This is a genomic window from Pseudoalteromonas arctica A 37-1-2 (assembly GCF_000238395.3).
Taxonomy (GTDB): Bacteria; Pseudomonadota; Gammaproteobacteria; order Enterobacterales; family Alteromonadaceae; genus Pseudoalteromonas; species Pseudoalteromonas arctica.
In genome coordinates this window covers 396,412-421,954 of record NZ_CP011025.1, presented here as the reverse complement: position 1 = coordinate 421,954, position 25,543 = coordinate 396,412, and the positions used below count along the sequence as shown (strand labels likewise).

The following is a 25,543-nucleotide window of genomic DNA, read 5'->3' as shown; positions in this document are numbered from 1 at the left end:
GCTAGTAGGTTTTTAGCGTTATTTTTAGTACATTACAGCATTAATTTTACGGGTTGAGTTGTTATGAGTTTTGTTGAAGTTGCTATTAAAGTCCCGCTTCCACGCACCTTTGATTATAAAATAGAAGAACAGCTCAGTGGCTTATCAACTCCTTTACTACCTGGCATGCGGGTTTTGGTACCTTTTGGTAATCAAAAAAAAGTAGCGGTTGTTCTGGGTATTAAAAGCAGTACCGACGTCCCTTTAAATAAAATTAAAAATATTATAGAGGTAATAGATGACGCCCCTATTTTAAGTGCCCAGCATTTAGAACTCCTTAGCTTTACTGCCCGCTATTATTGCTATCCATTAGGCGAAACTATTCATATAGCGCTACCTGGTGCACTTCGCCAAGGTGAATCGCCTGATAAAACCAGTATTAATATGGTTGCCCTGACAGAAAAAGGTGCAAAAGTACCGTCATTAAAAGCTAAAACACAGCTCAACCTATTAAAGCAGTTATCGCAATCAGGTAAGTCATCATTAACTGAGTTAAAAGCACTGGGCTTTAGTAAAAAAACAATAGATAGCTTAATAGATAAAGAACTCATAACACAAACTATTGAGCACGATAACCAATGGCAAAGTGTTGCTCCAACCGTCGGTAGTAAACCAGTACTTAATAAAGAACAAGCGGTTGCTTGCACAGCTATAAATCAAAGTACTGGCTTTAGCAGCTTCTTATTAGAAGGCGTAACGGGCAGCGGTAAAACCGAAGTGTATTTACAGTGCCTAGAAGAAGTACTCAAACGTGGCGAGCAAGCCCTCGTACTCGTGCCCGAAATCGGCCTAACACCACAAACCGTAAACCGTTTTCGCCGCCGCTTTCCTGATACACCCATTATGCTTTGGCACTCAGCACTTACCGACAACGAACGTTTACAAACATGGCGTTTTTGCGAAAAAGGCAGTTGTGCGATAGTTATTGGCACACGTTCGAGTATTTTTCTGCCATTTTTAAAACTCGGTATGATTGTTGTTGATGAAGAACACGACTCGTCATTTAAACAACAAGATACCCTTCGTTACCATGCTCGTGATTTAGCCGCTTACAGAGCTTTTCAGCATAAAATCCCGCTTATATTAGGCAGCGCCACACCCGCGCTTGAAACACTTCACAAAGCAATTAATAACAAATACCAGCTATTAAGTTTAACGGAGCGTGCGCAAACAGCGACTGACAATCAGTTTAAGTTACTCGATATGAAAGGTCAGCCCGACCAAGCAGGTATTGCACATGCAAGCCTTGCTACTATGCGTCAGCACTTAAATCGCGGTAAACAGGTTATGGTATTTTTAAATCGCCGAGGTTTCTCACCAACCCTTATTTGCCATGAGTGCGGGTGGTTGAGCGAGTGTAAACGATGCAGTACCAGCGCTACATTTCATAAAGCGATTGGGCAAATGATCTGTCATCACTGTGGCGACCAGTACCCTGTCCCTCACCAATGCCCTGACTGTGGAAGTACGCAAATATTTCCTAACGGTAAAGGCACAGAGCAAATTGAAGAGTTTTTATCGACCGAGTTCCCTGATACACCCATTACTCGTATAGACCGCGATTCAACTCGCCGAAAAGGTAGCCTTGAAAAAGCACTTGATGAAATAAACCTAGGGGGCGCACGCATTTTAGTGGGCACACAAATGCTTGCCAAAGGCCATCACTTTGCAGATGTGAGCCTTGTTATAATTTTAGATGTAGATAGCGGCTTATACTCATGCGACTTCAGAGCGACAGAGCATTTAGCGCAATTAGTCACCCAAGTAGCGGGGCGTGCTGGACGTTCAGGAGAACCTGGTCAAGTGTTATTACAAACACACTTTCCAGAACACCCTCTTTTGCAAGACTTAGTTAATAATGGTTACCAAGACTTTGCCCGTTTTGCTCTTAGTGAGCGCGATGATGCTGACTTACCGCCCATTACAAATATGGCCATTGTGCGTGCACAAGGACATAGTATTAAACTAGTCGTCGATTTTTTGACGGATTTGGTTCCTGTGAATGGGGTATCTGGTATACAATTGCTCGGTCCGATCCCTGCCCCACTTGAAAGAGTCGCAGGTATGTATCGTTTTCAATTGCATATTCAAGCGCAAGATCGTCGCATATTACATCAGTACCTTGCGCAAATGGTTGATTATTTAAGTACCAGTAAACTTGCACAAAAAGTACGCTGGAGCTTAGACGTAGACCCTATAGACATGATTTAGGTTAAGGCCAAAATAACACCATGGCACAGCACGATTATATTAATAAAAAGCCTGCAGGCAGAAACAGTAAAAAAAACGCACCCGCTAAAAAAACATTTCCTATTCTTTTAGCCGTTATAGCCATCTTACTTGTAGGTGGTTTTGCCTACACACTATGGTTTATAAAAAGTAATGCCGATCCAAAACTTGTCGAAAAACAAGCTAACCCAACTGCACCCGCAAAAGTAGAAGTTGTTATTCCACGTACACCGGAATTTATTAAAGAAATTAGAAACCACGAGATTCAAGTTGAAGTAAAAGAACTTGAGCAAAAAGGTCCTTATGTTATGCAATGCGGTTCGTTCAGGACTCATGCACAAGCTGAATCGTTAAAAGCTAAAATCGCATTTGCAGGGCTCATTTCTGAGATAAAACAGGCTGAAGGCAGCAATGGTACTTGGTATAAAGTACGTTTAGGCCCTTATAAAACCAAACGCCAAGCCGAAAGCGATAAAAACAAACTTAAACGTGTAAAAATAGTCGGCTGCGGAATTTGGGGCTGGACTTGAAAATAAACCATTCACCCATATAACCTCATCATAATCGTTTTTTACGAGTTGCCTCTGCAGCTCGATGATGAGGAATAACATGACTACTATCGTAAGTGTTCGCCGCGGCGACAAAGTTGTAATTGGCGGCGATGGCCAAGTTTCACTTGGTAACACCGTAATGAAGGGCAACGCCCGCAAAGTTCGACGTCTTTATAATGGCAAAGTAATCGCTGGTTTTGCCGGCGGTACTGCTGATGCCTTCACTCTTTTCGAACGTTTTGAAAGCAAATTAGAAATGCACCAAGGTAACCTAACTAAAGCCGCAGTAGAAATGGCTAAAGATTGGCGAAGTGACCGTGCCCTTCGAAAACTCGAAGCGCTGCTCGCTGTAGCAGACGAAACAGCCTCTTTAATTATTACCGGTAATGGCGATGTAGTTCAGCCAGAAAACGATTTAATTGCGATTGGTAGTGGTGGTAACTTTGCGCAATCAGCTGCAACCGCCCTTTTAGAAAATACAGATTTAAGCGCTCGTGAAATAGTAGAGAAAAGCTTAACTATTGCAGGCAACATCTGCGTATTTACTAATAACTTCCAAACAATCGAAGAATTATAATAGGAACTATTATGTCTGATATGACCCCAAGAGAAATTGTTCACGAGCTAGATCAGCATATTATAGGTCAGGCTAAAGCTAAAAAAGCAGTCGCTATTGCGCTTCGTAATCGCTGGCGCCGTATGCAATTAAATGAAGATTTACGCAGTGAAGTAACACCAAAAAATATACTAATGATTGGTCCAACAGGTGTAGGTAAAACAGAAATTGCCCGCCGTTTAGCAAAACTTGCTAACGCACCATTCATTAAAGTAGAAGCGACTAAATTTACTGAAGTTGGTTATGTTGGTAAAGAAGTAGATACGATCATACGTGACCTCGTTGATGTTTCAATTAAAATGACTCGCGAACAGCAAACTAAAAAGTTTAAACATCGCGCCGAAGAAGCAGCAGAAGAGCGTATTTTAGATGCACTTTTACCACCGGTTAAAGATCAATATGGCGAAAGCCAACGCGACGATACTTCATCTACTCGCCAAACATTTCGTAAAAAATTACGTGAAGGTCAATTAGATGATAAAGAAATCGAGATTGAATTAGCGCAAGCTCAATCAAACGTAGAAATTATGGCGCCTCCTGGTATGGAAGATATGACCAACCAGTTACAAAGCATGTTTCAAAACATGGGCGGTGATAAACGCACTAAACGTAAGTTAAAAATTAAAGAGGCCTTCAAACTATTAACGGAAGAAGAAGCCGCTAAATTAGTAAACCCTGAAGAGCTAAAAGAACAAGCTATTTTTGCAGTAGAGCAAAACGGTATTGTGTTTATTGATGAAATAGACAAAATTTGTAAACGTGGTGATTCTTCAGGCCCTGATGTGAGCCGAGAGGGTGTTCAGCGCGACTTACTACCGTTAATTGAAGGCTCAACAGTAAACACTAAACACGGTATGGTTAAAACTGACCATATGTTGTTTATTGCCTCAGGTGCGTTCCAAATGTCTAAACCATCAGACATGATACCTGAGCTACAAGGTCGCTTACCGATTCGAGTAGAACTTGAGCCACTAACTGCAGATGACTTTAAACGTATCCTGACAGAGCCGCATGCATCGCTTACTGAGCAACAACGAGAGCTCCTTAAAACTGAGCAAGTAACGATTGAGTTTAGTGATGATGCTATTGAGCGTATTGCTAAGGCAGCGTGGCAAGTTAACGAAAAAACCGAAAACATCGGTGCTCGTCGCTTGCATACTGTGATGGAAAGATTGATGGAAGAAATTTCATACGATGCTTCTGAAAAAGCAGGTTCATCACTTGTTATTGACGCCGCTTACGTTGAAAAACATCTAGGCGCACTTGTTGAAGATGAAGACTTAAGCCGCTTCATTCTATAAAACGAATATAAACGTTATACTAAAAGCCTCCAGATTGGGGGCTTTTTAATGGGATATATAAAATGAAACACGTTACAAAAGTGCATTACCACAGCGTGAGTAAAAATTTAGATGTTTATTTTGACGACGATAGCCAAGCAGTCTTTAGCTGTGAATTTTTACGCGTTCACTCTCCCTCTGCTGAAGTGCAAGGCCATGGCTCTGGTCCAATGAAGCTAGTACTTAATAAACAATCTGTAGGTATAAAAAACATAGTACCTGTCGGGCATTATGCACTGCGTTTAGATTTCGATGATGGTCACAATAGTGGACTGTTCAGTTGGAGTTACTTTGAAAAACTACAAGCGCAGCAACAAACGTTGAGCGATGAATATTCGGCACGCGTAGCCGAGCACGAACAAAACAAAAACAGTGTACCAATAAAGTTTATTCCTTAAACCTTATTGGTAACTTTAGGTGGGTATTTTTAGATTAGTTAACCTAAACCCTGGTTAAGATATTTACTATCCAGAGTTCAGATTAGTTACACTTTAAACTTATCAATAGCGCTAAATAACACTCTAGCTTGCTCAGATACTTCTTCGCTAGTTTGGGCGTTTTTAGCAGCATGTTCAGTTGCATCTTGCGCAATATCGCGAATTCTTACTACATTTTTATTAACCTCTGATGCCACTTGGCTTTGCTCGTCAATAGCAACCGCTATTTGAGAGCTCATTTCCATTATTGTTTGTACATCTTCAGTAATTGCGCCTAATAACTCACCTGCTTTAATTGCTTGCGAGGCACTTTCATCGCCTTGAGAACGACATTTGTGCATAATACTCACCACTTCTTGAGTACGCTGCTGTAAGGTACTTATAATACCTTCAATCTCACTCGTGGACTCTTGAGTACGCTTCGCTAATGAACGAACCTCATCTGCAACAACAGCAAAACCACGACCATACTCACCAGCACGTGCCGCTTCTATTGCCGCATTAAGTGCGAGTAAATTTGTTTGATCTGCAATCCCCCGAATTACATCAAGCACTGAACCAATTGTTTCGCCATCTTTTTCAAGTTGCGATACTACATTTGATGCATTCCCTAACGAATCAGATAGAGCTCTAATGTGCTTAACGGTAGAGTCAACTTCACTGCGCCCTTGTTGAGCACTTAAGTTTGTTGACTCTGCTTTTTTAGCAGCCGCTTCAGTATTATGTGAAATATCCTGAATCGTCGCCTGCATTTCGGTGGCTGCAGTTGCAACCATGTCGGCTTCATGTAATTGCTCTTGCATACCGGAGCTTGTTGCTGCGGTACTTTCTGATAAATGCTCTGTTGCTATGTTAAGCGTATTTAAAGCACCATTAACTTCGTTAATTAAGTTTTTAAAATCGCCTATTAAACTATTAAAGTCGACCGTCATGGTGGTAATTTCGTCTTTACCTGTTTGCTCTATCATCACGCTTAAATCATTATTACGACGAATATCGTTAATGGTGTGATAAACCCGCTCTATAGGCACAATAATCGAGCGGCTCGTGAAATAAACCAACATCAAAACAATAATGCCAGCAATCACAAAAATAAGAATGGCTAAAAATTGTGCCTGTTCAACGCTTTTATCTACCTGTTGCTTAGTGCTTAATAGTATCTGCGCAACGATTGCATCACTTTGTTCAACACTTTTACGCATTTTTCCAAGTGCACCTGAATTTAAATCTAAGCCCAATTCAACCTGTGCCTGGACCAATGCTTGAAATTGCGTTTGGTAGGAGTTTAAAAAGCCATTTAATTGAGCTGTGTACCCCGTATCAAATTGAGCCTGAGCGATTTGCTGCTTTAAAGTATCAACCCCTTCATCAAATCGAGTTAAATACTTAAGATCAAAACGTAGCATAAAATCTTTTTCAGCCCGTCTTAATTGTAATATAGAAGATAAGAGTTTGTAATTATCTTGCTCTTTGAGCAAGCTTTCGACCTCGTGTACTGCACTTCTTAGTTCGCCATACAGCCCATCTTTTGGGTGTAATCCTATGCGTTTTTGTAGCACAACAACACTCATAAAGTCATTGTTATAAGCACTTACCAAATTATCGAGATTACTTATTTTTTGGGTTTCGATACCCTGCTCTTGCATAATTACATTCAACTTAGCAATTTTACTTTTAAGCTGGTTATAATCTTGTTCAAATAAGTCTAATGCTTCTTCTTGTTTATAAAAAAGAAAGTTTTTTTCATGTTTACGCAGTTCTAATTCATGGATATTAAGCTCTTCAGCAAGCTGAATTGTTTTATTTAAGCTTAACGTTGTTCTCGCTTCATAAATTATTACGCATAAAAGGACCACCATTGCTAAACCAACAACGACTGCGTTTAACTGTAAACGTCGTTTGATTGTTAAGTTTTGTAAAAAATTCATCGCTAACGCCTTTTTTAAATATGCATTTGTATTATAGCTGATAGCTCAGAAGCGACTCATTAATTTAACTTTTTATTATTGGTTATTCTAAGCTACTTAATTATGATGGCTATAAAGCGACACTATCCCACAAATCTTTGTGTAACGATTGTGTGTTATTCCACTGTTGTTTAACCAACCAATCAATTAAAGGCGCGGGATCGCTAGGGTAATTTATTTGCTTATTTTGCGGGGCGCTATTCCAGTCATCAAGGGCTTGCGGGTTTAAATAGTTCATAACATGCGCCATGCCCATGGCAAACAAAGTTTGTGCATTTGCGGTTTGCTCAAACTGCCCATCTAAAGGCTTTAATAGTAACTTCTTACCTAACTTAAGCGCTTCACTGGCAAGCTCAAACCCCGCATTACCAATAACGCCACTCGTGTTTGCTAAATCATTTAAAAAACCAGAGCGTGAGGGTGGTCGCAAATGTATATGTCCAAAAGACTGATTGCAGGCATTTGGGTGATAACAATAAAATTCTTTTTCGGGAAAGTCTTTTAAATAATCAACAATGCTATCTAAGTTTTCAAACGGTAAATATACCAATACCTTATTTAGTACCGCGACAGGATTCTCATGACTATGATGAGCAATAAAAGGCGGGATTATATTATTTGCGAATGGCTTCCAGTGTACGCCTAAGTAGGTAGATGCTGGTGCATAATGCTTGATGAGCGATTTTCTAAGTACACCACGACCAAATATAGGTACGTTTTCTGACAAAAATGCGGCTTGGTGACTAATACCGATAACGGGTATATCGGCCCGTTTTGCAGCCCATGCTGTAACTGGCTCAAAGTCATTAAGTACAAAATCGTACTGTTTTATATCAAGCGATTTTATATCACTCACCAGCTTACAAACTCGCATGTTTTTAAGTGTTTTTAAATTTTTGACTTGCCCATTTTCAGTACTAAACGATAAGCCCCTATACGCTTTATAATTTGAGAATTCGTGCATATCAAAGTAATCTTTATTTGCTCGCCCTGAAAACACATAATCAACATCAATACCAAGTTTATTAAAGCAGCTTGCCATAACCCTAGCCCGCGTTATATGACCATTACCGGTACCCTGCACTCCATACAATATTTTCATACAGGTACCACAAGCGCTAATGCGAATAAGCCACAAACACTGCCAATAATCGCACCTATAATAATATCAGCAGGAAAATGTACGCCTAATACAACACGAGAAATAGCCACACCAGCAGCCCAACTAAGTAGTAGCCATATATATTCAGGGAAAAAGTGACTTAGTATAATCGCAACTAAGAACGCTGCAGCGCTGTGACCCGAGGGCAAACTAAATTTATCATTGGGTACTATGTAAGCATTTGTTACTAAGCAGTCGCATGGACGGATACGGGCAAATCTATTTTTGGCCAGTAAATAAATGGGCCTTTCTATAGCAAAACCAACTAATATCGTTACAGGTAATAATTGTTGCTGCTCATTATTACTAAGCCACCACACCGCTAAACACACAAGTATGTAAAGCCCACCATCACCGCTTTTTGATAATCCAAACGCCATTGTTTTAAACCACTTCGGTGAGTTGCAATTAAACAGAGTTAAAAATAATTGCTCATCTAGCAGAGCTGCCCTTTTAAACATATTATTGTTATCCATCACTTCCCCCTCATTGCATAATATATGAACACCGATTTAGCTTATGTGTTGTAAATAACAATTGAGTGACGCTTTTAAGACACTATTATTGCGATTAATGATTTAGCGCTTGTTTTGTCTAAATTTACTGCGATTAAGTCGTTGTTATTGCTTATAAGGAGGGTATACTGAGGTATAAATTAATGTACCTTTTGAGGATAAAATAATGGATTACAGCACTTCTGATTTATGTGACCACTTTGCTGATGTGGTTGACGTGCTAGAGCCAATGTTCATCAACTTTGGTGGTCGACACAGCTTTGGTGGCCGCATTAAAACGGTTAAATGTTTTGAAAATAATGAACTGATCCGCGAATTACTTTCTCAAGACGGTACAGACTTAGTGCTTCTTATTGACGGTGGTGGCTCAACTCGCCGTGCACTTATTGATATTGAATTGGCCGAACTTGCACTTGAAAATAACTGGAATGGTATTGTTGTTTACGGCGCAGTACGCCACGTTGATGAGCTTGAAGAACTTGATTTAGGCATTCAAGCAATTGCTTCTATCCCTGTTGCAGCTGATAGTGAAGGTGCTGGCGAGGATGCTATAGGCGTTAACTTTGCCGGTGTATCATTTTTTGATGATGACTTTATTTATGCTGATAGTACTGGCATTGTTTTATCTGCAGAAGAATTAGAATTGGAAGTTGTAGAAGTATAACGTGACCTCCCATTTAAAAGTATATGATGAAAGCGCGGTTAGAGCACTTTGCTCTAGCCGCGTAAATGAAAAAAAAGCATGGCAATCAATGGCCTTGCTAGACACTCAAGTAAACCTGCAACAAGCACTTATTGACGCAGCTCAATTTGGCATTCGCTACGTACTTCTTGGTATTTGCGAAGATATTGGCCCAAAAGCAAATTTAGGAAATGGCGGTGCAAACGAAGCATGGTCTGCTTTTTTAAAATGTTTTTTAAACCAACCTCATAATCAATTTATTGCCACTCAAAAAGTACTTTTATTGGGTGAAGTAAATACTGATGATTTAATGGCGCAAAGCAACCAACTTAATAATCAGCAAGCCCAGCAGTTAACTCAATTACGAGATTTATGCCAACAACTTGATGAACGCGTAGAGTCAGTATTAAGCCTTATTTTTAAAGCAGGGCTTGAGCCAATCGTCATTGGCGGAGGTCACAATAATTGCTTAGGTATTATTCGCGCGCTAAGTAAGTCAAAAAACACGCCTGTTAATGCTATCAATTTTGACCCTCATGCCGATTTTAGAGAATGTGAAGGTCGCCATAGTGGTAATGGTTTTCGCTACGCGTATAACGAGCAACATCTAAGTAATTACCATGTTATTGGCTTACATGAATTAAAAAATAATCAAGCAATTATAGATGCAATGAGTGAAGCTAACTTTAAGTTTGATAGCTATCAATCTATACAAGTTAAGCGAAAAATCACACTAACGCAGGCAATTGAAAATGCACTAAGTAATTTTAATGATTTACCACTGGGTGTTGAAGTTGATTTAGATAGTATTACTTATATGCCAGTTAGTGCGTATACATATTGCGGATTTAGTGTGAGTGACACTGAGCACTTTGTGCATTTAGCTGCAAGCCACCGGCACTCTAAGTACTTACACTTATGTGAAGCAGCGCCTAGCCAGCACCCTAACGGGTTAGATGCCGGTGCTGCCCATGTAGGGCAAGTGATTAGTGCACTTGTAAATAGCTACCTACAAGCCAAAGAAAACACTTAACGTTGTTGAACCGATCGCCACTCTTTTAGCCAGCTCATTAAACCGATACTACTTAGCGGGTGACCAAAGTAATAACCTTGGGCAGCATAACCTTTTAAGCTTTTTACAAACTTAAGTTGCTCAAGTGTTTCAACTCCTTCAAAAATCACTTTTGTTTTTTGTTGGCTATGCATATCAACCATTCCACCAACTAAACTGCGTATATTGTTTTGATTACTAAAGTCAGCGGTAAGTGAAGGTGAGACCTTAATATACTCAACCGCTAAACTTGGTAACTTAGAAAGTAGTACCGGGTTATCACCAAGTCCATCCACGCATACTTTTAAGCCTATGTTATTAAGCCTTGCGATCATGCCTCGGCCTTTGTCATCTAAACCAGCAAAAATATGTAAAGGGCATTCAACAATTAAGTCCCCCGCCTCTAAGTGATGTTCATTTATAACAACATCAACAAATTCAACAAACTCTTCATTTAGCATTTCAGGGCCAAATACGTTAATGCTAAGCGGTATAGAAATACCTTCTACTCTAAGCGCCATTGCAAGTTCAGCGGCTCTCTCCATTACAAATTTAGCAAGCGGGTAACCAAGCCCTGCTATTCTTATGTCGTCAATAAAACGATTAGCAGATAAAATTCCTTGCTTAGGGTGCTGCCAACGCAGTAGTAATTCTAAAAACTCAATTTGACCGTTTTCGTTACAAATTATAGGTTGAAAATAGAGTTCTAATTCGCTCGAAAAATCAATATTTGCTAATTCTTTTAGTCGCGCTTGTTGCTCTCGCAGTTCAATCATCATTTGTTGATGATAAGGCACAACCTTGCGATTTGGGTGGCTATCGAGTGCTAGGTATGCGTACGATATTAAATTATCAAAGTTATTGTCTTGCTCATTACAATCAACATAACTCGCCCTCGCTTTTACCTCTACAGTGCAGTTAGCAACATTAAATGGCTTAAGCGTTGCACCCAGTATTTGTTCAATAACCAACTCATGTAAATGTTTTTGATTCGCGAAACTACAAATAAATGCAAAGTTAAGGCCCCCTAAGTGGGCTAGCTTTTCTTGCCCAGTTAAAGTCACTATTTCGTCACTTGAAAGTAGCTCTTTTATTCGATTAGCCGATTGCGCTAACAGTATATCGCCAAAGTCACGTCCTATATGCTGGTTAACTTGCTCAAATCCTTCAAGACGAATAACGATTAACGCTGCACTTACTTGCTTGTTGTCGCACCATGCATAGTAACCTTGGCGTAACTGTTTTCTATCTGCAAAAACCGAAAGCGGAGACTCTTCTATAAATGTATCACCTGTAGGTTCTGGCTCTATCACGACTTCTATTTCAGCGCTTTCGTCATTTAAAAAGCCAACAATAGCTAATAATAATATTGCTAACACAACCCAAAATAACGGAACTTCCAATAATAAATGAGCTGAAAATAGAACAACAAATAAAAGACCAGCCATTGAGCTGGTAATAATCATGCTCCAATTATTTCGCTCGAAGGCTTGCCATAAATGAAAACAAAATCCAAAGGCAAGTAAAATGGCAAGCCAAGCTGCGCCCGTACTCAAAATAGCCAAACCAACAGCTGCTGTGCATAAATAGCTAAATTTAATACTGGCATTTTTAACGGCAAATAAAGTGGCAATCATCGCCATCAATAGTGCACCACTAAAAAATATTGGGAAGTTACTGTCGGTTAGTATGTTCAAATTAACGGCATCCGTATTCGCTAAAAAAGTTTAAACCAGATTATATGTGGGCAAAAATAATACAAACTAGTTAATTCTACCCAAAATCCATAAATTTAACAGTTTATTTACGCCAAATTGGTAACTTAATTGTGATGGATGACTTATTTGCCAATGCGCAATATCAGCTCTTGCACCAACCTTTAAAATACCACGGTCGTCTAACCCTAGTGCTTTAGCAGCATTGCGAGTAACACCTGCCAATGCTTGCTCGGGTGTTAATCTAAACAATGTGCATGCCATGTTCATCATCAAGTGCACTGAGCACAGCGGTGAAGTGCCAGGATTAAAATCACTCGCAATAGCTATAGGTACTTTATATTGATTAAGTAACTCAATAGGTGGGAATTTAGTTTCTCTTAAAAAATAAAATGCACCGGGCAATAACACCGCGACCGTCCCAGCGTTTGCCATGGCTTTTACACCCTCTTCATCGAGATGCTCAATATGATCTGCCGAAAGGCCATTGAACTGCGCCACCAGCTCAGCACCATGTTGATTAGATAACTGCTCAGCATGGCATTTTACTGGGAGGTTATGCTTTTTAGCCGCCTGGAAAACACGTTTGGTTTGCGAATGACTAAAGCCTACATTTTCACAAAATACATCGACTGCATCAGCAAGATTATTAGCCACTACCTGATCAAGCATGTCAGTACATACCAAATCAATATATTCATCAGCACGGCCTTTGTATTCAGGCGGTAGAGCATGCGCCCCTAAAAAAGTAGTTTTAATATCAATAGGATGATGCTCACCTAATAAACGAGCTACTTCTAATATTTTTATCTCGTTTTCAGTATCTAGCCCATAGCCCGACTTTATTTCAACGGTGGTTACACCTTCTTTTAACAACGTATTTAAGCGATCTTTTGCATCAACAAATAATTGCTCTCGATCGGCTGCTCTCGTCGCTTTAACCGTACTTGCTATGCCACCGCCTTGTGCCGCAATTTGCTCATAACTTACACCCTGCAAGCGCTGCTCAAACTCTTGCGATCTTGAACCTGCAAACACTAAATGTGTATGACAATCTATTAAGCCCGGCGTTAACCACTGCCCTTTTATACTCAATGTCGGCGTTGCAAACACATCAAAACTGGGCAACGTTGCTTGCTCTCCAATCCACGCAATTTTACCATTTTTAATAGCTATAGCAGCATTTTCGATTGCGCCATAAGGGGCATTTATATTGCTATCCATAGTGGCAATATTGGCATCAGTTAAAAGTAAGTCGATTTCTTCTAACTCATAATTTTTTGTTGTGCTTTGCATTTTACAGCCCTTTTTACGCCCAGAGTGATGAAAATATAGTCTAACAACCCATCTTGTATATACAAGGTAATTGTGTCATCTTATTTATATAGTTTATTTTTAATGTAACCATAAATTTAATGACGACACCTAAATTTGCGCAAATAAAACAATTCATTGTTGATAAAATTCGCAGCGGTACGTGGCAAGAAAACCAACGTGTTCCCTCTGAAAACGAACTAAGTAGTCAATTTAGTGTCAGCAGAATGACAGCCCGCCGAGCACTAAGCGAATTAACCGAGGCAGGTATTTTAACCCGCAGCCAAGGGCTTGGTACATTTGTAGCCACATTTAAATCGCAGTCATCGTTACTCGAAATAAAAAACATTGCTGATGAAGTAAAAGAGCGTAACGGCAACTACACCTGTAGTGTACTCATACTTGAATCAATAAATGCAGTCGCACCTATTGCCATTGCGCTTGGTGTTGAGATTGACAGTGTTGTATATCGAAGTGTACTCGTTCATAACGAAAACGACAGCCCCTTGCAGCTAGAAGAGCGTTTTGTAAACCCTGCACTTGCGGCTGGTTACTTACAACAAGACTTTAGCACGCTTACACCTCATGAATATCTATCTAGTGTTGCACCACTTACCCAAGCGAGGCATACCGTAGAGGCTATTATGCCAAACAGCGAAATGTGCCAATGGTTAAACTTATACAACGAAGAGCCGTGCTTACAAGTTATTCGACGCACATGGTCTATTAACGGCATCGTAAGCTTTGCGCGCCTTGTATCACCAGGCAGTAAATATCGCTTAGGTGGTCACTTAACATTTAAAAAATAACAAACAATAGCGCTTACTGCGCTTTTTTTATAACAAATCACCTTGTATATACAACAGGAGCAAAACATGAACAACCGACTCGACACAAGTCGCGTAATACGTGCACCTCATGGCGATAAAATAAGTGCTAAAAGCTGGCAAACTGAAGCTGCTAAGCGCATGCTAATGAATAATTTAGACCCTGAAGTTGCAGAACATCCTCATGCACTTGTTGTATATGGTGGTATTGGCCGAGCAGCTCGTGATTGGCCAAGTTATGACAAAATTATAGAAACCCTCGATAGACTCGAAAGCGACGAAACTCTGCTTGTACAATCAGGAAAACCCGTTGGTGTATTTAAAACCCACAGTAATGCCCCTCGTGTACTTATTGCCAACTCAAACCTTGTTCCACACTGGGCAAATTGGGAGCACTTTAACGAGCTCGATAAAAAAGGCTTGATGATGTACGGACAAATGACAGCGGGTTCTTGGATTTATATTGGCTCGCAAGGCATTGTACAAGGTACTTACGAGACCTTTATAGCCATGGCAAAGCAACATTTTTCAGGCAGTGCTAAAGGCAAGTGGGTATTAACGGGTGGCCTTGGTGGTATGGGCGGTGCGCAACCACTTGCCGCTACAATGGCAGGGTTTAGTGCGCTAGTTGTTGAATGTGATGAAAGCCGTATCGATTTTCGTATAAAAACAGGCTACGTTGATGTAAAAGCAACGAACCTTGAACACGCACTGCAATTAATAACCGACGCGTGCATAAAAGGTGAAGCCCTATCAGTTGGCTTACTTGGTAACGCTGCCGATGTATTTAGTACACTGGTTAAAACAGGTATTACACCTGATGTAGTCACAGATCAAACATCAGCTCACGATCCATTAAATGGTTACTTACCACAAAACTGGACAATGGAGCACGCAGCAAAAATGCGTGAGCAAGATCCAAAAGCGGTAGTAAAAGCGGCTAAACAATCAATGGCAGTCCAAGTTAGAGCCATGCTGGCGCTGCAAAAAGCGGGTGCCGCCACTACTGATTACGGAAATAATATTCGTCAAATGGCGTTTGATGAAGGTGTTACCAACGCGTTTGATTTCCCTGGATTTGTACCCGCCTATATTCGCCCTTTATTTTGTGAAGGTATTGGACCATTTAGATGGGTAGCATTATCGGGCGATCCTGAAGATATTTATAAAACCGACGCTAAAGTAAAAGAGCTTATTCCTGATGATGCACATTTGCATAACTGGCTTGATATGGCGCGGGAACGCATTCAATTTCAAGGGCTACCTGCACGTATTTGCTGGGTTGGGCTAAAAGATAGAGCGCGCCTTGCACTGGCCTTTAATGAAATGGTTAAAAATGGCGAACTTAAAGCCCCTATCGTTATTGGTCGTGACCACCTCGACTCTGGCTCAGTTGCCAGCCCTAACCGCGAAACAGAAAGCATGAAAGATGGCTCAGATGCGGTATCGGACTGGCCATTACTCAATGCACTGCTTAATACGGCAAGTGGCGCTACTTGGGTGTCTCTTCATCATGGTGGCGGTGTAGGTATGGGGTTTAGTCAGCACTCTGGTGTGGTTATTGTTGCCGATGGTACAAATGAAGCTAAAGAGTGTATTGCTCGCGTACTTTGGAACGACCCTGCAACGGGTGTAATGCGCCACGCTGATGCTGGATACGACATAGCAAAGAACTGCGCTAAAGAACAAAATTTAGACCTACCAATGTTAGACAAGGAATAATCATGTTCGAACTGACTCTCACTCCAGGCTCACTTAATTTAAACACACTGAGAAAAATTAATAATTCACCAGTAAAGTTAAGCCTTGTACAGCATGCTGAATCACAAATAGCTGCCAGCGCACAAACCGTTCAAAACGTTATTAATGAGCACCGCACTGTATACGGAATTAACACCGGCTTTGGGTTATTAGCTAATACCAAAATAGCCGACGACGAACTTGAATTATTACAGCGCTCCATTGTGCTTTCACACGCTGCTGGCATTGGCGAATACATGGATGACAGCACAGTAAGGTTAATGATCACCTTAAAAGTAAACTCGCTTTCGCGCGGCTACTCGGGTATTCGCCTGCAAGTAATCCAATTTTTTATGCAGCTGCTTAGTAGCGAAGTATATCCGTGCGTGCCTAAAAAGGGCTCCGTGGGGGCATCGGGGGATTTAGCCCCTCTTGCGCATATGTGCCTACCTTTATTAGCTGAAGGTCAAATGCGACATAAAGGAAAAATAATTAGCGCAGCACAAGGGTTAAAAATAGCGGGGCTTGAACCTCTTACCCTTGCAGCTAAAGAAGGCTTAGCATTATTAAATGGCACACAAGCGTCAACTGCGTTTGCACTACAAGGCCTATTTAGAAGCGAGAACTTATATGCACAAAGCTGCGTTATCGGCTCGATAAGCATAGAAGCTGCAATGGGCAGTCGCGCGCCATTTGATGCACGTATTCATGATATTCGTGGTCAGCGCGGACAAATAGACACCGCTCAAGTATTTAGAGAGCTACTCGATACGCACTCTCAAATTAGTGATTCCCACGTCAATTGTGAAAAAGTACAAGATCCATACTGCCTTCGCTGCCAACCTCAAGTGCTAGGTGCTTGCCTAACTCAGATACGCCAAGCTGCAGAAGTGTTGCTATGCGAGTCGAACGGTGTAACCGATAATCCGCTAGTTTTTGCCGATGTAGGCGACATAATATCGGGAGGTAACTTTCATGCAGAGCCAGTTGCAATGGCCGCCGATAACTTAGCTATCGCAATTGCCGAAATTGGTGCATTAGCAGAAAGGCGAATTGCATTACTTATCGATTCAAACCTATCCAAATTACCGCCATTTTTAGTTGAAAACGGCGGTGTAAATTCAGGATTTATGATTGCCCAAGTTACCGCAGCAGCGCTTGCGTCAGAAAACAAATCATTAGCGCATCCGGCTTCGGTCGATAGCTTGCCTACATCTGCAAATCAAGAAGATCATGTTTCTATGGCAACCTTTGCAGCAAGGCGCTTAGATGAAATGGCCAATAATACCCAAGGTGTTTTGGCAATAGAATGGTTAGCATCGGTTCAAGGGCTAGAATTTAGAAAGCCGCTTGAACCATCACATAAAGTGCAAAGCGCTAAAGCGTTGTTACGCGAGCATGTGAGTTATTATGATAAAGACCGCTACTTTGCTCCCGATATCGAAGCTGCTAATACATTACTAAGTGAAGGTAAGCTATGCGACTTCATAGAGAGCAGTCCCCTGCCTTCAGCATATTAAATACCATATTGGTAAGTAAAGCCTAGCGCTTCAATAGCTGAGCCAATAACTTTGCGCTCAGCTTTATCATCACTGGTAAAGCGTGGTAACTCGCCACCATGTTCTGCACACTTCACTGCATAGTATTCAGCTTTTGTTGGGTGCGCAGGATTAACAACATTATAAATATTTTGCCCTACTTGCCAGTGTTCTATCACCGCAAAAATAGCATTAATTACATCTTGTTGATGCACCATATTTACTACTTGCTCACTTGATGTATTGAGCTCTTTGCCTGCCACAAAACGACCCGGTTCTCTATTAGGCCCTAGTAATCCAGCTAAACGCAGCACTTTCCCGTCTTGCTCAAGTACTTGCTCTTCTGCCTCATAGAGCTTTATTTGGCGCTCGTTTGTGCATGAAATATCGCAACTTTCGCTATATACACCAGGCTCTTGATCGTATACCCCGGTTGACGAGCATAATAAAAAGCCCTTTGCGTTTAACTCCTTTGAGAGCTTAAGCGCTGCGGTGAGTGTTTCAGGATAATTACTTTCACTGTGCCTGCTACGTGGTGGAATAGCACATACCCAATAAGCATTTTGTAAATCAACTTGATGTCTTAATTGCCCATCTTCAAGTGTAAACTGACGCTCAAAATCAAACTCGTGTATATCTGTTCTATGCGTTCCTTGTACTTGCCAATCAGTTTTTTGCGCACTTACGCATAAAGCATGCCCTAACCAACCTGCACCTAATACTACTAATTTATTACTTTTATTTGTCATTTTTGTATAAGCCTTTATTTTAAACGCATAATTAGTTCTTTCTATCTAACTTTATAGAGATTTTAAGTAAGATATGATTAGATATAATTTCATAAATAATAAAAATATGCGCACTCATGCTAAATAATTTATCATTACGGAAGAAAATATTATTATTGATTGGTGGAACAATTACCGTTTTACTAATTATCGCCTCAACATTTTTTGTTAAACACATTGCTAATCTCTCTAGAGAAAACATAGAAAACGAAGCACAAAGTTATCTACAGACCGAGCAACTTTCAATGCAAAGTTACTTTGCGATGTACGGTAAAATGGTATCAACCTTTGTTAATAACCCACATTTGATCAATTTTTTTGAAAATTGGGATACTCGCGATCAAGCACTCGAAAGCGCGTCAGGTTACAACGAAGTAAACCAAGACTTTGTGCGTTTAAGCTCAAACGACGAAAACATCTTATCGGCCTTTTTTGCCTCAGCAACCACCGGTGAATACTTTAAAGAAAATGAACGTACAAGTCACTACAACGGCCAGCCTTATTACGCCTACAAGCGTGGTTGGTGGCAAGAAGCCATGCAAGTTAACAAACTTTACGTAGGTCCAATCTCTGTTGATTTAACCACAGGCGTAGCATCTGCAGTAGTACAACAACCTGTTTATAATGCACAGCGTAAACTCATTGGTATGGGCGGTGTTGATTTACAACTAAACAAAATTAACGACATGGTCGAAAATATTCGCTTTAACGGCCAAGGTTATGGATTTTTACTCGATGGAAATCAAAAAGTAGTTCACTTTTCAAAAGCCACTGGACACAAACTTTCAATTACAGATGAAGGTGCAAACGGTAAAGAAGGACTCGATGCGCTTGAGCAACAATTTACAGATACAGCAGGCTTTAAAGAATTAAATACACAAATGCGAAATAACCTTAAAGGCAGCCAAATGGTTACTTTTAAAGGTGAGCAGTTTTATGTGGTTTACCATCGCTTACAGCTAGATCAGCCTTATATAGATTGGTATGTAGGTCTACTTATTCCTACTAGCATGATTGAAGAGCCCGTAAATGCCGCAGTAACCGCAACAACAACTGCAGTAGTTATTATCTTAATTATTATATTAGCCATGATTTTATGGGCTACCCATATGATTTCAAAACCCATCACAACACTTACGCACATTATGCGTGATATAGCATCGGGTGAAGGCGACCTTACTCAAAAAATTGATATTAATAGCCAAGATGAAGTGGGACAGCTGGCCAATCATATGAACACTTTTATTGATAAGTTACGCGCCATGATGCTAGAAACCGCAGCGCAAGCAGAACAGCTAAGTAATGCAGCAGCTCAGCTAAGACATGTTTCTGAGCAAACTAATTCTGAAATTCAGCAAGAGAAGCAGCAAGTTGATAGCGTCAGCGCTGCGGTAACTGAAATGGCGACTACTGTGCTTGAAATATCACGTAATGCACAACATACAAATAACGCAGCTGAAGAAGTTCAGGCAATTACAGCTGAAGGTGCAAGCCGTTCTACACAGGCGCAAAAAGTAATGACTGAACTGGCGTTGCATATTGGCGAAGCATCTAAAGTGGTAGCAGGCCTTGAGCAAGAAAGTAATAATATTGGCGCATTAGTCGATGTAATTAATTCAATAGCCGATCAAACCAACTTACTTGCACTTAATGCGGCTATAGAGGCAGCTCGTGCCGGTGAACACGGTCGAGGCTTTGCCGTTGTTGCTGATGAAGTACGCTCACTAGCAAGTCGCACACAAGAATCAACTGACGATATTCGTAATATGATTTCGCGCTTGCAGCAAATAGCTCAACAGGCCTCAGTGATGATGCAACAAGGACAAGATCAAACCGAGGGCTCAGTACTGCAAACTAAAGAAGTACTTAGCTCACTTCACAATATTGCGCAGTCGGTCACTAAAGTACAAGACCAAAGTCATCAAATAGCCACGTCAACTGAGGAGCAAACAGTCGTTGCTGAAGATATTAATACGAGCCTTTCGGCAATTAATAACTTAGTGAACAGTACCGCTGACCATGCGCACACCCTCGCTGACGAAGCTCGTGACTTAAGTGATCTAGCTGCGGCACTTAACAAAACGGTTAACCAATTTAAATTATAAAACACTCATTTAATAGCTGTGTTTAAGCGTCAAACTTAAGCGCAGCTATAACCCTTGTTTTTAATTTATTTAGCACCATATCTTTACAGTTCGCTACTATTTTTACTGTAATTGAGTAATACAAAGTTATTTTTACGAACCAGATCAAATTTTTCGATTTTATACACAGATCTTTTTATTGAGATAGTTTGTTGTTTGGCAGAGTCTGGTATAGTAGCGCACGTAATAAACAGTGCTTTTTGAGCGGTTTAATACAATATTGCTAATTAATATGTTCTAAGTGTTATTTAAAAGCACATATTAATTACCAATTGTTAAAAATGGGTTAGCCGATACTCGGCTGACAAAGAATACATTGTAACGGTTTTATCATGATATCTAATTTATTTACCAAGCTTTTTGGTAGTCGCAATGACCGCACTATTAAAAACTTAAGAAAGACGGTCGCGCTAATCAATGCGCTAGAAACGCAACTTGAAGCGCTTTCTGATGAAGATTTAAGAGCTAAAACAGCTGAGTTTAGAGAACGTTACGATAACGGACAAGGCCTTGACGATATCCTACCTGAAGCTTTTGCTGTGGTACGTGAAGCGTCAAAGCGTGTAAATGGCATGCGTCATTTCGACGTGCAGTTATTAGGTGGTATGGTTTTACATCAAGGTCGCATTGCAGAAATGCGTACCGGTGAAGGTAAAACACTAACAGCTACCCTACCAGCTTATTTAAACGGCTTAACAGGCAAAGGTGTTCACGTAATTACTGTGAATGACTACCTTGCTAAACGTGATGCTGAAACCAACCGTGCGTTATTTGAATTTTTAGGCCTTACTGTAGGCTGTAACGTACCGGGTATGATGCCACAGCAGAAGAAGCTAGCTTATACTGCTGACATTACGTACGGTACAAATAACGAATTTGGTTTTGACTACCTTCGCGATAATATGGCTTTTAGCATTGATGAACGTGTTCAGCGTCCATTATTTTATGCCGTAGTCGATGAAGTGGATTCAATCTTAATTGATGAAGCGCGTACTCCGCTTATTATTTCAGGCCCAGCTGAGGACAGCTCTGAGCTATACACTGAAATAAATACCATCGTTCCTTTACTTGAACTTCAAGAAAAAGAAGACGAAGAAGGTGTTGAAGGCGACGGCGATTACACTATTGATGAAAAGTCTAAGCAAGTTCATTTAACAGAACGTGGTCAAATTAAAGTAGAAGAGCTACTTACCGAACGCGGCTTAATTGAAGAAGGCGATTCGCTTTACTCAGCAGCAAGCATTACGCTACTAAGTCACGTTTATGCCGCCCTTCGTGCCCACAAGCTATACCAAAAAGATGTTGATTACGTAGTAAAAGAAAACGAAGTAATCATTATCGATGAGCATACTGGTCGTTCAATGGAAGGTCGTCGTTGGTCAGAAGGTTTACACCAAGCTGTTGAAGCTAAAGAAGGTGTAAATATTCAGAACGAAAACCAAACACTTGCATCTATTACGTTCCAAAACTACTTCCGTTTATACGAAACATTAGCAGGTATGACAGGTACTGCCGATACTGAAGCTTTTGAGTTTCAATCTATCTACGGCCTAGATACTGTTGTTATGCCAACTAATAAGCCAATGGTTCGTGATGATCGCGCCGACTTAGTTTACCTAACACAAGAAGAAAAATACGAAGCAATTTTAATTGACATTAAAGACTGTCAAGACCGCGGACAACCGGTACTTGTAGGTACTATTTCAATTGAAAGCTCTGAGTATTTATCGCAGTTTTTACGCAAAGAAAAAATTAAGCACAACGTACTTAATGCCAAATTTCATGCGCAAGAAGCAGATATCGTTTCAGATGCTGGCCTACCAGGTACAGTAACAATTGCAACCAACATGGCCGGTCGTGGTACCGATATCGTGTTAGGTGGTAACTGGAACAGTGAAGTTGAAAAACTTGAGAACCCAACTGCTGAGCAAATTGCTGAAATTAAAGCAGCTTGGAAAATTCGCCATGATGCGGTAATTGATGCTGGCGGTTTACATATCATTGGTACTGAACGTCACGAATCTCGTCGTATAGATAACCAATTACGTGGTCGTTCTGGTCGTCAAGGTGACGCCGGTTCTAGCCGTTTTTACTTATCGATGGACGATGCACTAATGCGTATCTTCGCTGGTGAACGCATGACTAACATGATGCGTAAACTAGGTATGCAACGCGGTGAAGCAATTGAACATCCATGGGTAAACCGTGCGATTGAAAATGCACAGCGAAAAGTAGAAGCACGTAACTTTGATGTTCGTAAGCAACTACTTGAATACGATGATGTAGCAAACGATCAACGTCGCGTTGTTTACTCTCAACGTAATGAGCTACTTGAAGAAGGCGATATTTCAGAAACTATCACAGCAATTCGTGGTGATGTTCTTGCTAGTGTAATTGATCAATACATTGCACCACAAAGCCTTGCTGAAATGTGGGATATTCCTGGCCTTGAAGAACGTTTAAAACAAGACTTCTTAATTGAATTACCAATTACTCAGTGGTTAGCAGATGACAATAAACTATACGAAGAAAAACTTCGTGAGCGTATTGAGCAGGCGGTTGAGCAGTCGTACAAGCAAAAAGAAGAGCAAGTTGGCGATTCTGTTTTACGTCAATTCGAAAAAGCGATTATGCTACAAAGTCTTGATCAGCATTGGAAAGATCACCTTGCTGCTATGGATCACTTACGTCAAGGTATTCATTTACGTGGTTACGCGCAAAAGAATCCTAAGCAAGAGTATAAGCGTGAGTCGTTTGAGCTGTTTTCTGAAATGCTTGAAAACTTGAAAGTAGATGTTGTAAGCATCCTAAGTAAAGTACAAGTACGCGCAGAAGAAGATGTTGAAAAAGTAGAAGAGCAACACCGTAAAAGTGAAAATGCTCCTCGCGAATACCAACATGAAGAAGCTGAGCAAGTAGGTGGCGAAGCGCCAGCACCAGAAACAGCTACTGTAATGGCTCGTACAGAACCAAAAGTAGGTCGTAATGACCCTTGTCCTTGTAAATCAGGTCAAAAATTCAAACAATGTTGCGGTAAATTAAAATAGCCCAATATTGTTATTAGCTTATTAAAAAGCGGCGCTAGCGTCGCTTTTTTTTATGGAGTTTTAAAGTAATGACTATAGAAATTGTACATGTAGCTGTTGGTGTTATTAAGAAAAATAACGCTATATTCATTTGTAAACGCGCAGATGAACAACATCAAGGCGGTTTATGGGAATTTCCTGGTGGCAAAGTAGAAGCAGGTGAAAGTGTTTTTGTTGCACTTAAACGCGAGCTTACTGAAGAAGTTGGATTAACGATTCACAGCTCTAGCCAACTTATGGTGATTGAACATGACTACGGCGATAAATGCGTTAAATTAGATGTACACGTAGTAAGTAACTTTAGCGGTGAAGCACATGGCGCTGAAGGGCAACCTAGTGAATGGGTAGCAATTAGTGAATTAGAAAATTATGATTTTCCTGAAGCTAATGCTGAAATTATCGAGAAAATAGTAGCTCGATACGCATAACAAACTAGGTACAAGTGAGCACAATGAACATCTCAATACAAAATAAGCTAAGCGAACAATTAGCATTAAATCCTGAGTTAACTCAAGTTAGTGTGATTGGTAGCGGCCATATAAATAGTACATGGCTACTTACGTGTATTGATAAACAGTTTATTGTGCAAAAACTTAATACTGAGGTATTTAAATACCCTGCTCAGTTAGTAAGTAATGCAAAGCTAATTGAGCAGCATTTAAATACCAAACAACTACAAAGCAACTACCCCCTTGAAACAGTTAAACATATAGCCATACAAAACAACGAACACTTAATAGAAATTGATAGCGCGCATTATCGCGTCCTTAGCTATATTAGTGACAGTTACAGCGAAGACGTTGTTAAAAATGCGCAACAGAGCGAGCAAGCGGCTTACGCCTTTGGCGTGTTTGCTCATGCATTACAAGATTTTGATACACAACAACTACATACTGTAATTCCTGATTTTCATAACTTAGCGATGCGCTTTGAGCAATTAAATACCGCAATCACAAATAACTCTGTAAATAGAGTAAAGCACTGCGCTGACGAAATAGAATATTGCTTATCGCAGCAACATTTAATCACCGAGCTTAATAGCATAGCTAAGCAGATACCACTTAGAGTGTGTCATAACGATACAAAAATAAATAATATGCTGTTTTGTAGTGCAACTCACAAAGCAAAAGCAGTGATTGATTTAGATACCTGCATGGCGGGATTTAGGCTTTATGATTTTGGCGACATGGTACGCACTTTCTGCTCCCCCGAAGCCGAGGATTCAACAAACTTACACAACGTTATTATTCGAAAAGACATATTTTCAGCCATTGTTAAAGGCTATGTAACGCCATTAAAAAGTAGCATGAGTACAAAAGAACAAGAAAGCCTGCTGTTAGGCGCTAAAATAATGCCGCTCATGTTAAGTGTGCGCTTTTTAACTGATTACTTAAATAACGATGTGTACTTTAAAGTGGCTCATGCAGAGCATAATTTAGAGCGAGCACAAAACCAACTCGCGCTTTATAAAAACATACTCAGTAACGAAAAATGGATGCACCAATGCTTAATGAGCTAAAGCTTATTTAACCTGAACTCTGGTTAAGAGATTTATTAACGTATTGAATCATGGTGATATTTAAATTTATTTTCTCTAGCCAGAGATTTTTAGTGAAAACAAGGCGAATTTACGCGTCAATAGCTGGCCTATTGCAAGTAAATTCAACGCAGTTAGCGCTGAAAATAGCTGCTTGAGATAGTTTTATTACCCATAGTTTAGGTTATTTACAAATTCAAGATACAAAAAAACCAGTAAGCTAAAAACTTACTGGTTTTTTATTAACTTTAAATCGGTCTATTTA

The 25,543-nt window shown here is 40.3% G+C and carries 20 protein-coding genes; 14 read left to right on the top strand and 6 right to left on the bottom strand.

The annotated features are described in order from the left end of the window. Window positions 1-63 precede the first annotated feature (63 nt). From priA to PARC_RS01840, 5 genes are all read left to right on the top strand, one after another. The gene (priA, locus tag PARC_RS01860) at window positions 64-2,250 is read left to right on the top strand and encodes a primosomal protein N' (protein ID WP_010553802.1); all 2,187 of its coding nucleotides are present in this window, start codon (window positions 64-66) and stop codon (window positions 2,248-2,250) included. Between the two features lie 20 nt (window positions 2,251-2,270). Continuing rightward, on the top strand, window positions 2,271-2,798 hold the full coding sequence (locus tag PARC_RS01855; RefSeq protein ID WP_010553803.1) for an SPOR domain-containing protein: 528 nt from the start codon (window positions 2,271-2,273) through the stop codon (window positions 2,796-2,798). Between the two features lie 79 nt (window positions 2,799-2,877). After that, entirely contained in the window at window positions 2,878-3,396 is a 519-nt protein-coding gene (gene hslV / locus PARC_RS01850) for an ATP-dependent protease subunit HslV (RefSeq protein ID WP_002958366.1), read from the top strand. Window positions 3,397-3,407: 11 nt separating this feature from the next. Continuing rightward, window positions 3,408-4,736 carry an ATP-dependent protease ATPase subunit HslU gene (gene hslU, locus PARC_RS01845; protein ID WP_007582032.1) on the top strand — a complete coding sequence of 443 codons (1,329 nt, stop codon included), beginning with the start codon at window positions 3,408-3,410 and terminating at the stop codon, window positions 4,734-4,736. A gap of 62 nt (window positions 4,737-4,798) precedes the next feature. Beyond that, window positions 4,799-5,173: a gamma-butyrobetaine hydroxylase family protein gene (locus PARC_RS01840; protein ID WP_010553804.1), complete on the top strand. Its 375-nt coding sequence runs from the start codon at window positions 4,799-4,801 to the stop codon at window positions 5,171-5,173. 86 nt (window positions 5,174-5,259) lie between these two features. On the opposite strand, the gene PARC_RS01835 is transcribed toward PARC_RS01840, so the two are convergent. The 3 genes from PARC_RS01835 to PARC_RS01825 all read right to left on the bottom strand — a co-directional run bounded on the left by PARC_RS01835 (window position 5,260) and on the right by PARC_RS01825 (window position 8,817). Further along, complete coding sequence (locus tag PARC_RS01835) at window positions 5,260-7,140, bottom strand: methyl-accepting chemotaxis protein (RefSeq protein WP_007582034.1); 1,881 nt, start codon at window positions 7,138-7,140, stop codon at window positions 5,260-5,262. 109 nt (window positions 7,141-7,249) lie between these two features. Then, window positions 7,250-8,281: an MJ1255/VC2487 family glycosyltransferase gene (locus tag PARC_RS01830; protein WP_033012729.1), complete on the bottom strand. Its 1,032-nt coding sequence runs from the start codon at window positions 8,279-8,281 to the stop codon at window positions 7,250-7,252. Next, entirely contained in the window at window positions 8,278-8,817 is a 540-nt protein-coding gene (locus PARC_RS01825) for a phosphatase PAP2 family protein (protein WP_010553806.1), read from the bottom strand. The genes PARC_RS01830 and PARC_RS01825 overlap by 4 nt, the downstream gene beginning before the upstream one ends. Before the next feature lie 205 nt (window positions 8,818-9,022). Between PARC_RS01825 and rraA the strand changes: the two genes are divergently transcribed. Together rraA and PARC_RS01815 are read left to right on the top strand one after the other, a co-directional pair. Then, window positions 9,023-9,520: a ribonuclease E activity regulator RraA gene (rraA, locus tag PARC_RS01820; RefSeq protein ID WP_002959955.1), complete on the top strand. Its 498-nt coding sequence runs from the start codon at window positions 9,023-9,025 to the stop codon at window positions 9,518-9,520. Window position 9,521: 1 nt separating this feature from the next. Further along, complete coding sequence (locus PARC_RS01815; protein WP_010553807.1) at window positions 9,522-10,571, top strand: formimidoylglutamase; 1,050 nt, start codon at window positions 9,522-9,524, stop codon at window positions 10,569-10,571. Here PARC_RS01815 and PARC_RS01810 read toward each other — a convergent pair. Both PARC_RS01810 and hutI read right to left on the bottom strand, forming a co-directional pair. Beyond that, window positions 10,568-12,232, bottom strand: coding sequence for a GGDEF domain-containing phosphodiesterase (locus tag PARC_RS01810; RefSeq protein WP_010553808.1), 1,665 nt, complete (start codon window positions 12,230-12,232; stop codon window positions 10,568-10,570). The two genes, PARC_RS01815 and PARC_RS01810, sit on opposite strands and share 4 nt — an antisense overlap. Window positions 12,233-12,352: 120 nt before the next feature. Next, window positions 12,353-13,600 (bottom strand): imidazolonepropionase, encoded by a 1,248-nt coding sequence (hutI, locus tag PARC_RS01805; RefSeq protein WP_010553809.1) that lies wholly within the window; start codon window positions 13,598-13,600, stop codon window positions 12,353-12,355. Window positions 13,601-13,719: 119 nt separating this feature from the next. On the opposite strand from hutI, the gene hutC reads away from it, so the two are divergent. From hutC to hutH, 3 genes are all read left to right on the top strand, one after another. Beyond that, window positions 13,720-14,427 (top strand): histidine utilization transcriptional repressor HutC, encoded by a 708-nt coding sequence (gene hutC, locus PARC_RS01800; protein ID WP_007582045.1) that lies wholly within the window; start codon window positions 13,720-13,722, stop codon window positions 14,425-14,427. 66 nt (window positions 14,428-14,493) lie between these two features. After that, the gene (gene hutU, locus PARC_RS01795; protein WP_010553810.1) at window positions 14,494-16,167 is read left to right on the top strand and encodes a urocanate hydratase; all 1,674 of its coding nucleotides are present in this window, start codon (window positions 14,494-14,496) and stop codon (window positions 16,165-16,167) included. 2 nt (window positions 16,168-16,169) lie between these two features. Beyond that, complete coding sequence (gene hutH / locus PARC_RS01790) at window positions 16,170-17,705, top strand: histidine ammonia-lyase (protein WP_010553811.1); 1,536 nt, start codon at window positions 16,170-16,172, stop codon at window positions 17,703-17,705. Here hutH and PARC_RS01785 read toward each other — a convergent pair. Then, entirely contained in the window at window positions 17,702-18,472 is a 771-nt protein-coding gene (locus tag PARC_RS01785) for a Rossmann-fold NAD(P)-binding domain-containing protein (RefSeq protein WP_010553812.1), read from the bottom strand. The genes hutH and PARC_RS01785 overlap by 4 nt on opposite strands. 116 nt (window positions 18,473-18,588) lie before the next feature. Here PARC_RS01785 and PARC_RS01780 point away from each other — a divergent pair, with 116 nt between their 5' ends. The 4 genes from PARC_RS01780 to PARC_RS01765 all read left to right on the top strand — a co-directional run bounded on the left by PARC_RS01780 (window position 18,589) and on the right by PARC_RS01765 (window position 25,260). Beyond that, window positions 18,589-20,616 (top strand): methyl-accepting chemotaxis protein, encoded by a 2,028-nt coding sequence (locus PARC_RS01780; RefSeq protein WP_033012730.1) that lies wholly within the window; start codon window positions 18,589-18,591, stop codon window positions 20,614-20,616. A gap of 371 nt (window positions 20,617-20,987) precedes the next feature. Then, a complete protein-coding gene (gene secA, locus PARC_RS01775) occupies window positions 20,988-23,702 on the top strand; it encodes a preprotein translocase subunit SecA (RefSeq protein ID WP_010553814.1) in 2,715 nt (904 codons plus the stop codon). Window positions 23,703-23,770: 68 nt separating this feature from the next. After that, on the top strand, window positions 23,771-24,169 hold the full coding sequence (gene mutT / locus PARC_RS01770; RefSeq protein ID WP_010553815.1) for an 8-oxo-dGTP diphosphatase MutT: 399 nt from the start codon (window positions 23,771-23,773) through the stop codon (window positions 24,167-24,169). Window positions 24,170-24,192: 23 nt separating this feature from the next. Next, window positions 24,193-25,260, top strand: a complete 1,068-nt coding sequence (locus PARC_RS01765) for a phosphotransferase enzyme family protein (RefSeq protein WP_010553816.1) — start codon at window positions 24,193-24,195, stop codon at window positions 25,258-25,260. The last annotated feature ends 283 nt before the right edge of the window (window positions 25,261-25,543 follow it).

Coding starts and splice junctions, on each gene's coding strand:
- hslV (WP_002958366.1), top strand. CDS start 2,878: ATGACTACTATCGTAAGTGTTCGCCGCGGCGACAAAGTTGTAATTGGC.
- rraA (WP_002959955.1), top strand. CDS start 9,023: ATGGATTACAGCACTTCTGATTTATGTGACCACTTTGCTGATGTGGTT.
- mutT (WP_010553815.1), top strand. CDS start 23,771: ATGACTATAGAAATTGTACATGTAGCTGTTGGTGTTATTAAGAAAAAT.
- PARC_RS01835 (WP_007582034.1), bottom strand. CDS start 7,140: ATGAATTTTTTACAAAACTTAACAATCAAACGACGTTTACAGTTAAAC.
- PARC_RS01825 (WP_010553806.1), bottom strand. CDS start 8,817: ATGGATAACAATAATATGTTTAAAAGGGCAGCTCTGCTAGATGAGCAA.
- PARC_RS01840 (WP_010553804.1), top strand. CDS start 4,799: ATGAAACACGTTACAAAAGTGCATTACCACAGCGTGAGTAAAAATTTA.
- PARC_RS01780 (WP_033012730.1), top strand. CDS start 18,589: ATGCTAAATAATTTATCATTACGGAAGAAAATATTATTATTGATTGGT.
- PARC_RS01830 (WP_033012729.1), bottom strand. CDS start 8,281: ATGAAAATATTGTATGGAGTGCAGGGTACCGGTAATGGTCATATAACG.
- secA (WP_010553814.1), top strand. CDS start 20,988: ATGATATCTAATTTATTTACCAAGCTTTTTGGTAGTCGCAATGACCGC.
- PARC_RS01810 (WP_010553808.1), bottom strand. CDS start 12,232: ATGGCGATGATTGCCACTTTATTTGCCGTTAAAAATGCCAGTATTAAA.
- PARC_RS01765 (WP_010553816.1), top strand. CDS start 24,193: ATGAACATCTCAATACAAAATAAGCTAAGCGAACAATTAGCATTAAAT.
- hutI (WP_010553809.1), bottom strand. CDS start 13,600: ATGCAAAGCACAACAAAAAATTATGAGTTAGAAGAAATCGACTTACTT.
- hutC (WP_007582045.1), top strand. CDS start 13,720: ATGACGACACCTAAATTTGCGCAAATAAAACAATTCATTGTTGATAAA.
- PARC_RS01855 (WP_010553803.1), top strand. CDS start 2,271: ATGGCACAGCACGATTATATTAATAAAAAGCCTGCAGGCAGAAACAGT.
- PARC_RS01785 (WP_010553812.1), bottom strand. CDS start 18,472: ATGACAAATAAAAGTAATAAATTAGTAGTATTAGGTGCAGGTTGGTTA.
- hslU (WP_007582032.1), top strand. CDS start 3,408: ATGTCTGATATGACCCCAAGAGAAATTGTTCACGAGCTAGATCAGCAT.
- priA (WP_010553802.1), top strand. CDS start 64: ATGAGTTTTGTTGAAGTTGCTATTAAAGTCCCGCTTCCACGCACCTTT.
- hutU (WP_010553810.1), top strand. CDS start 14,494: ATGAACAACCGACTCGACACAAGTCGCGTAATACGTGCACCTCATGGC.
- hutH (WP_010553811.1), top strand. CDS start 16,170: ATGTTCGAACTGACTCTCACTCCAGGCTCACTTAATTTAAACACACTG.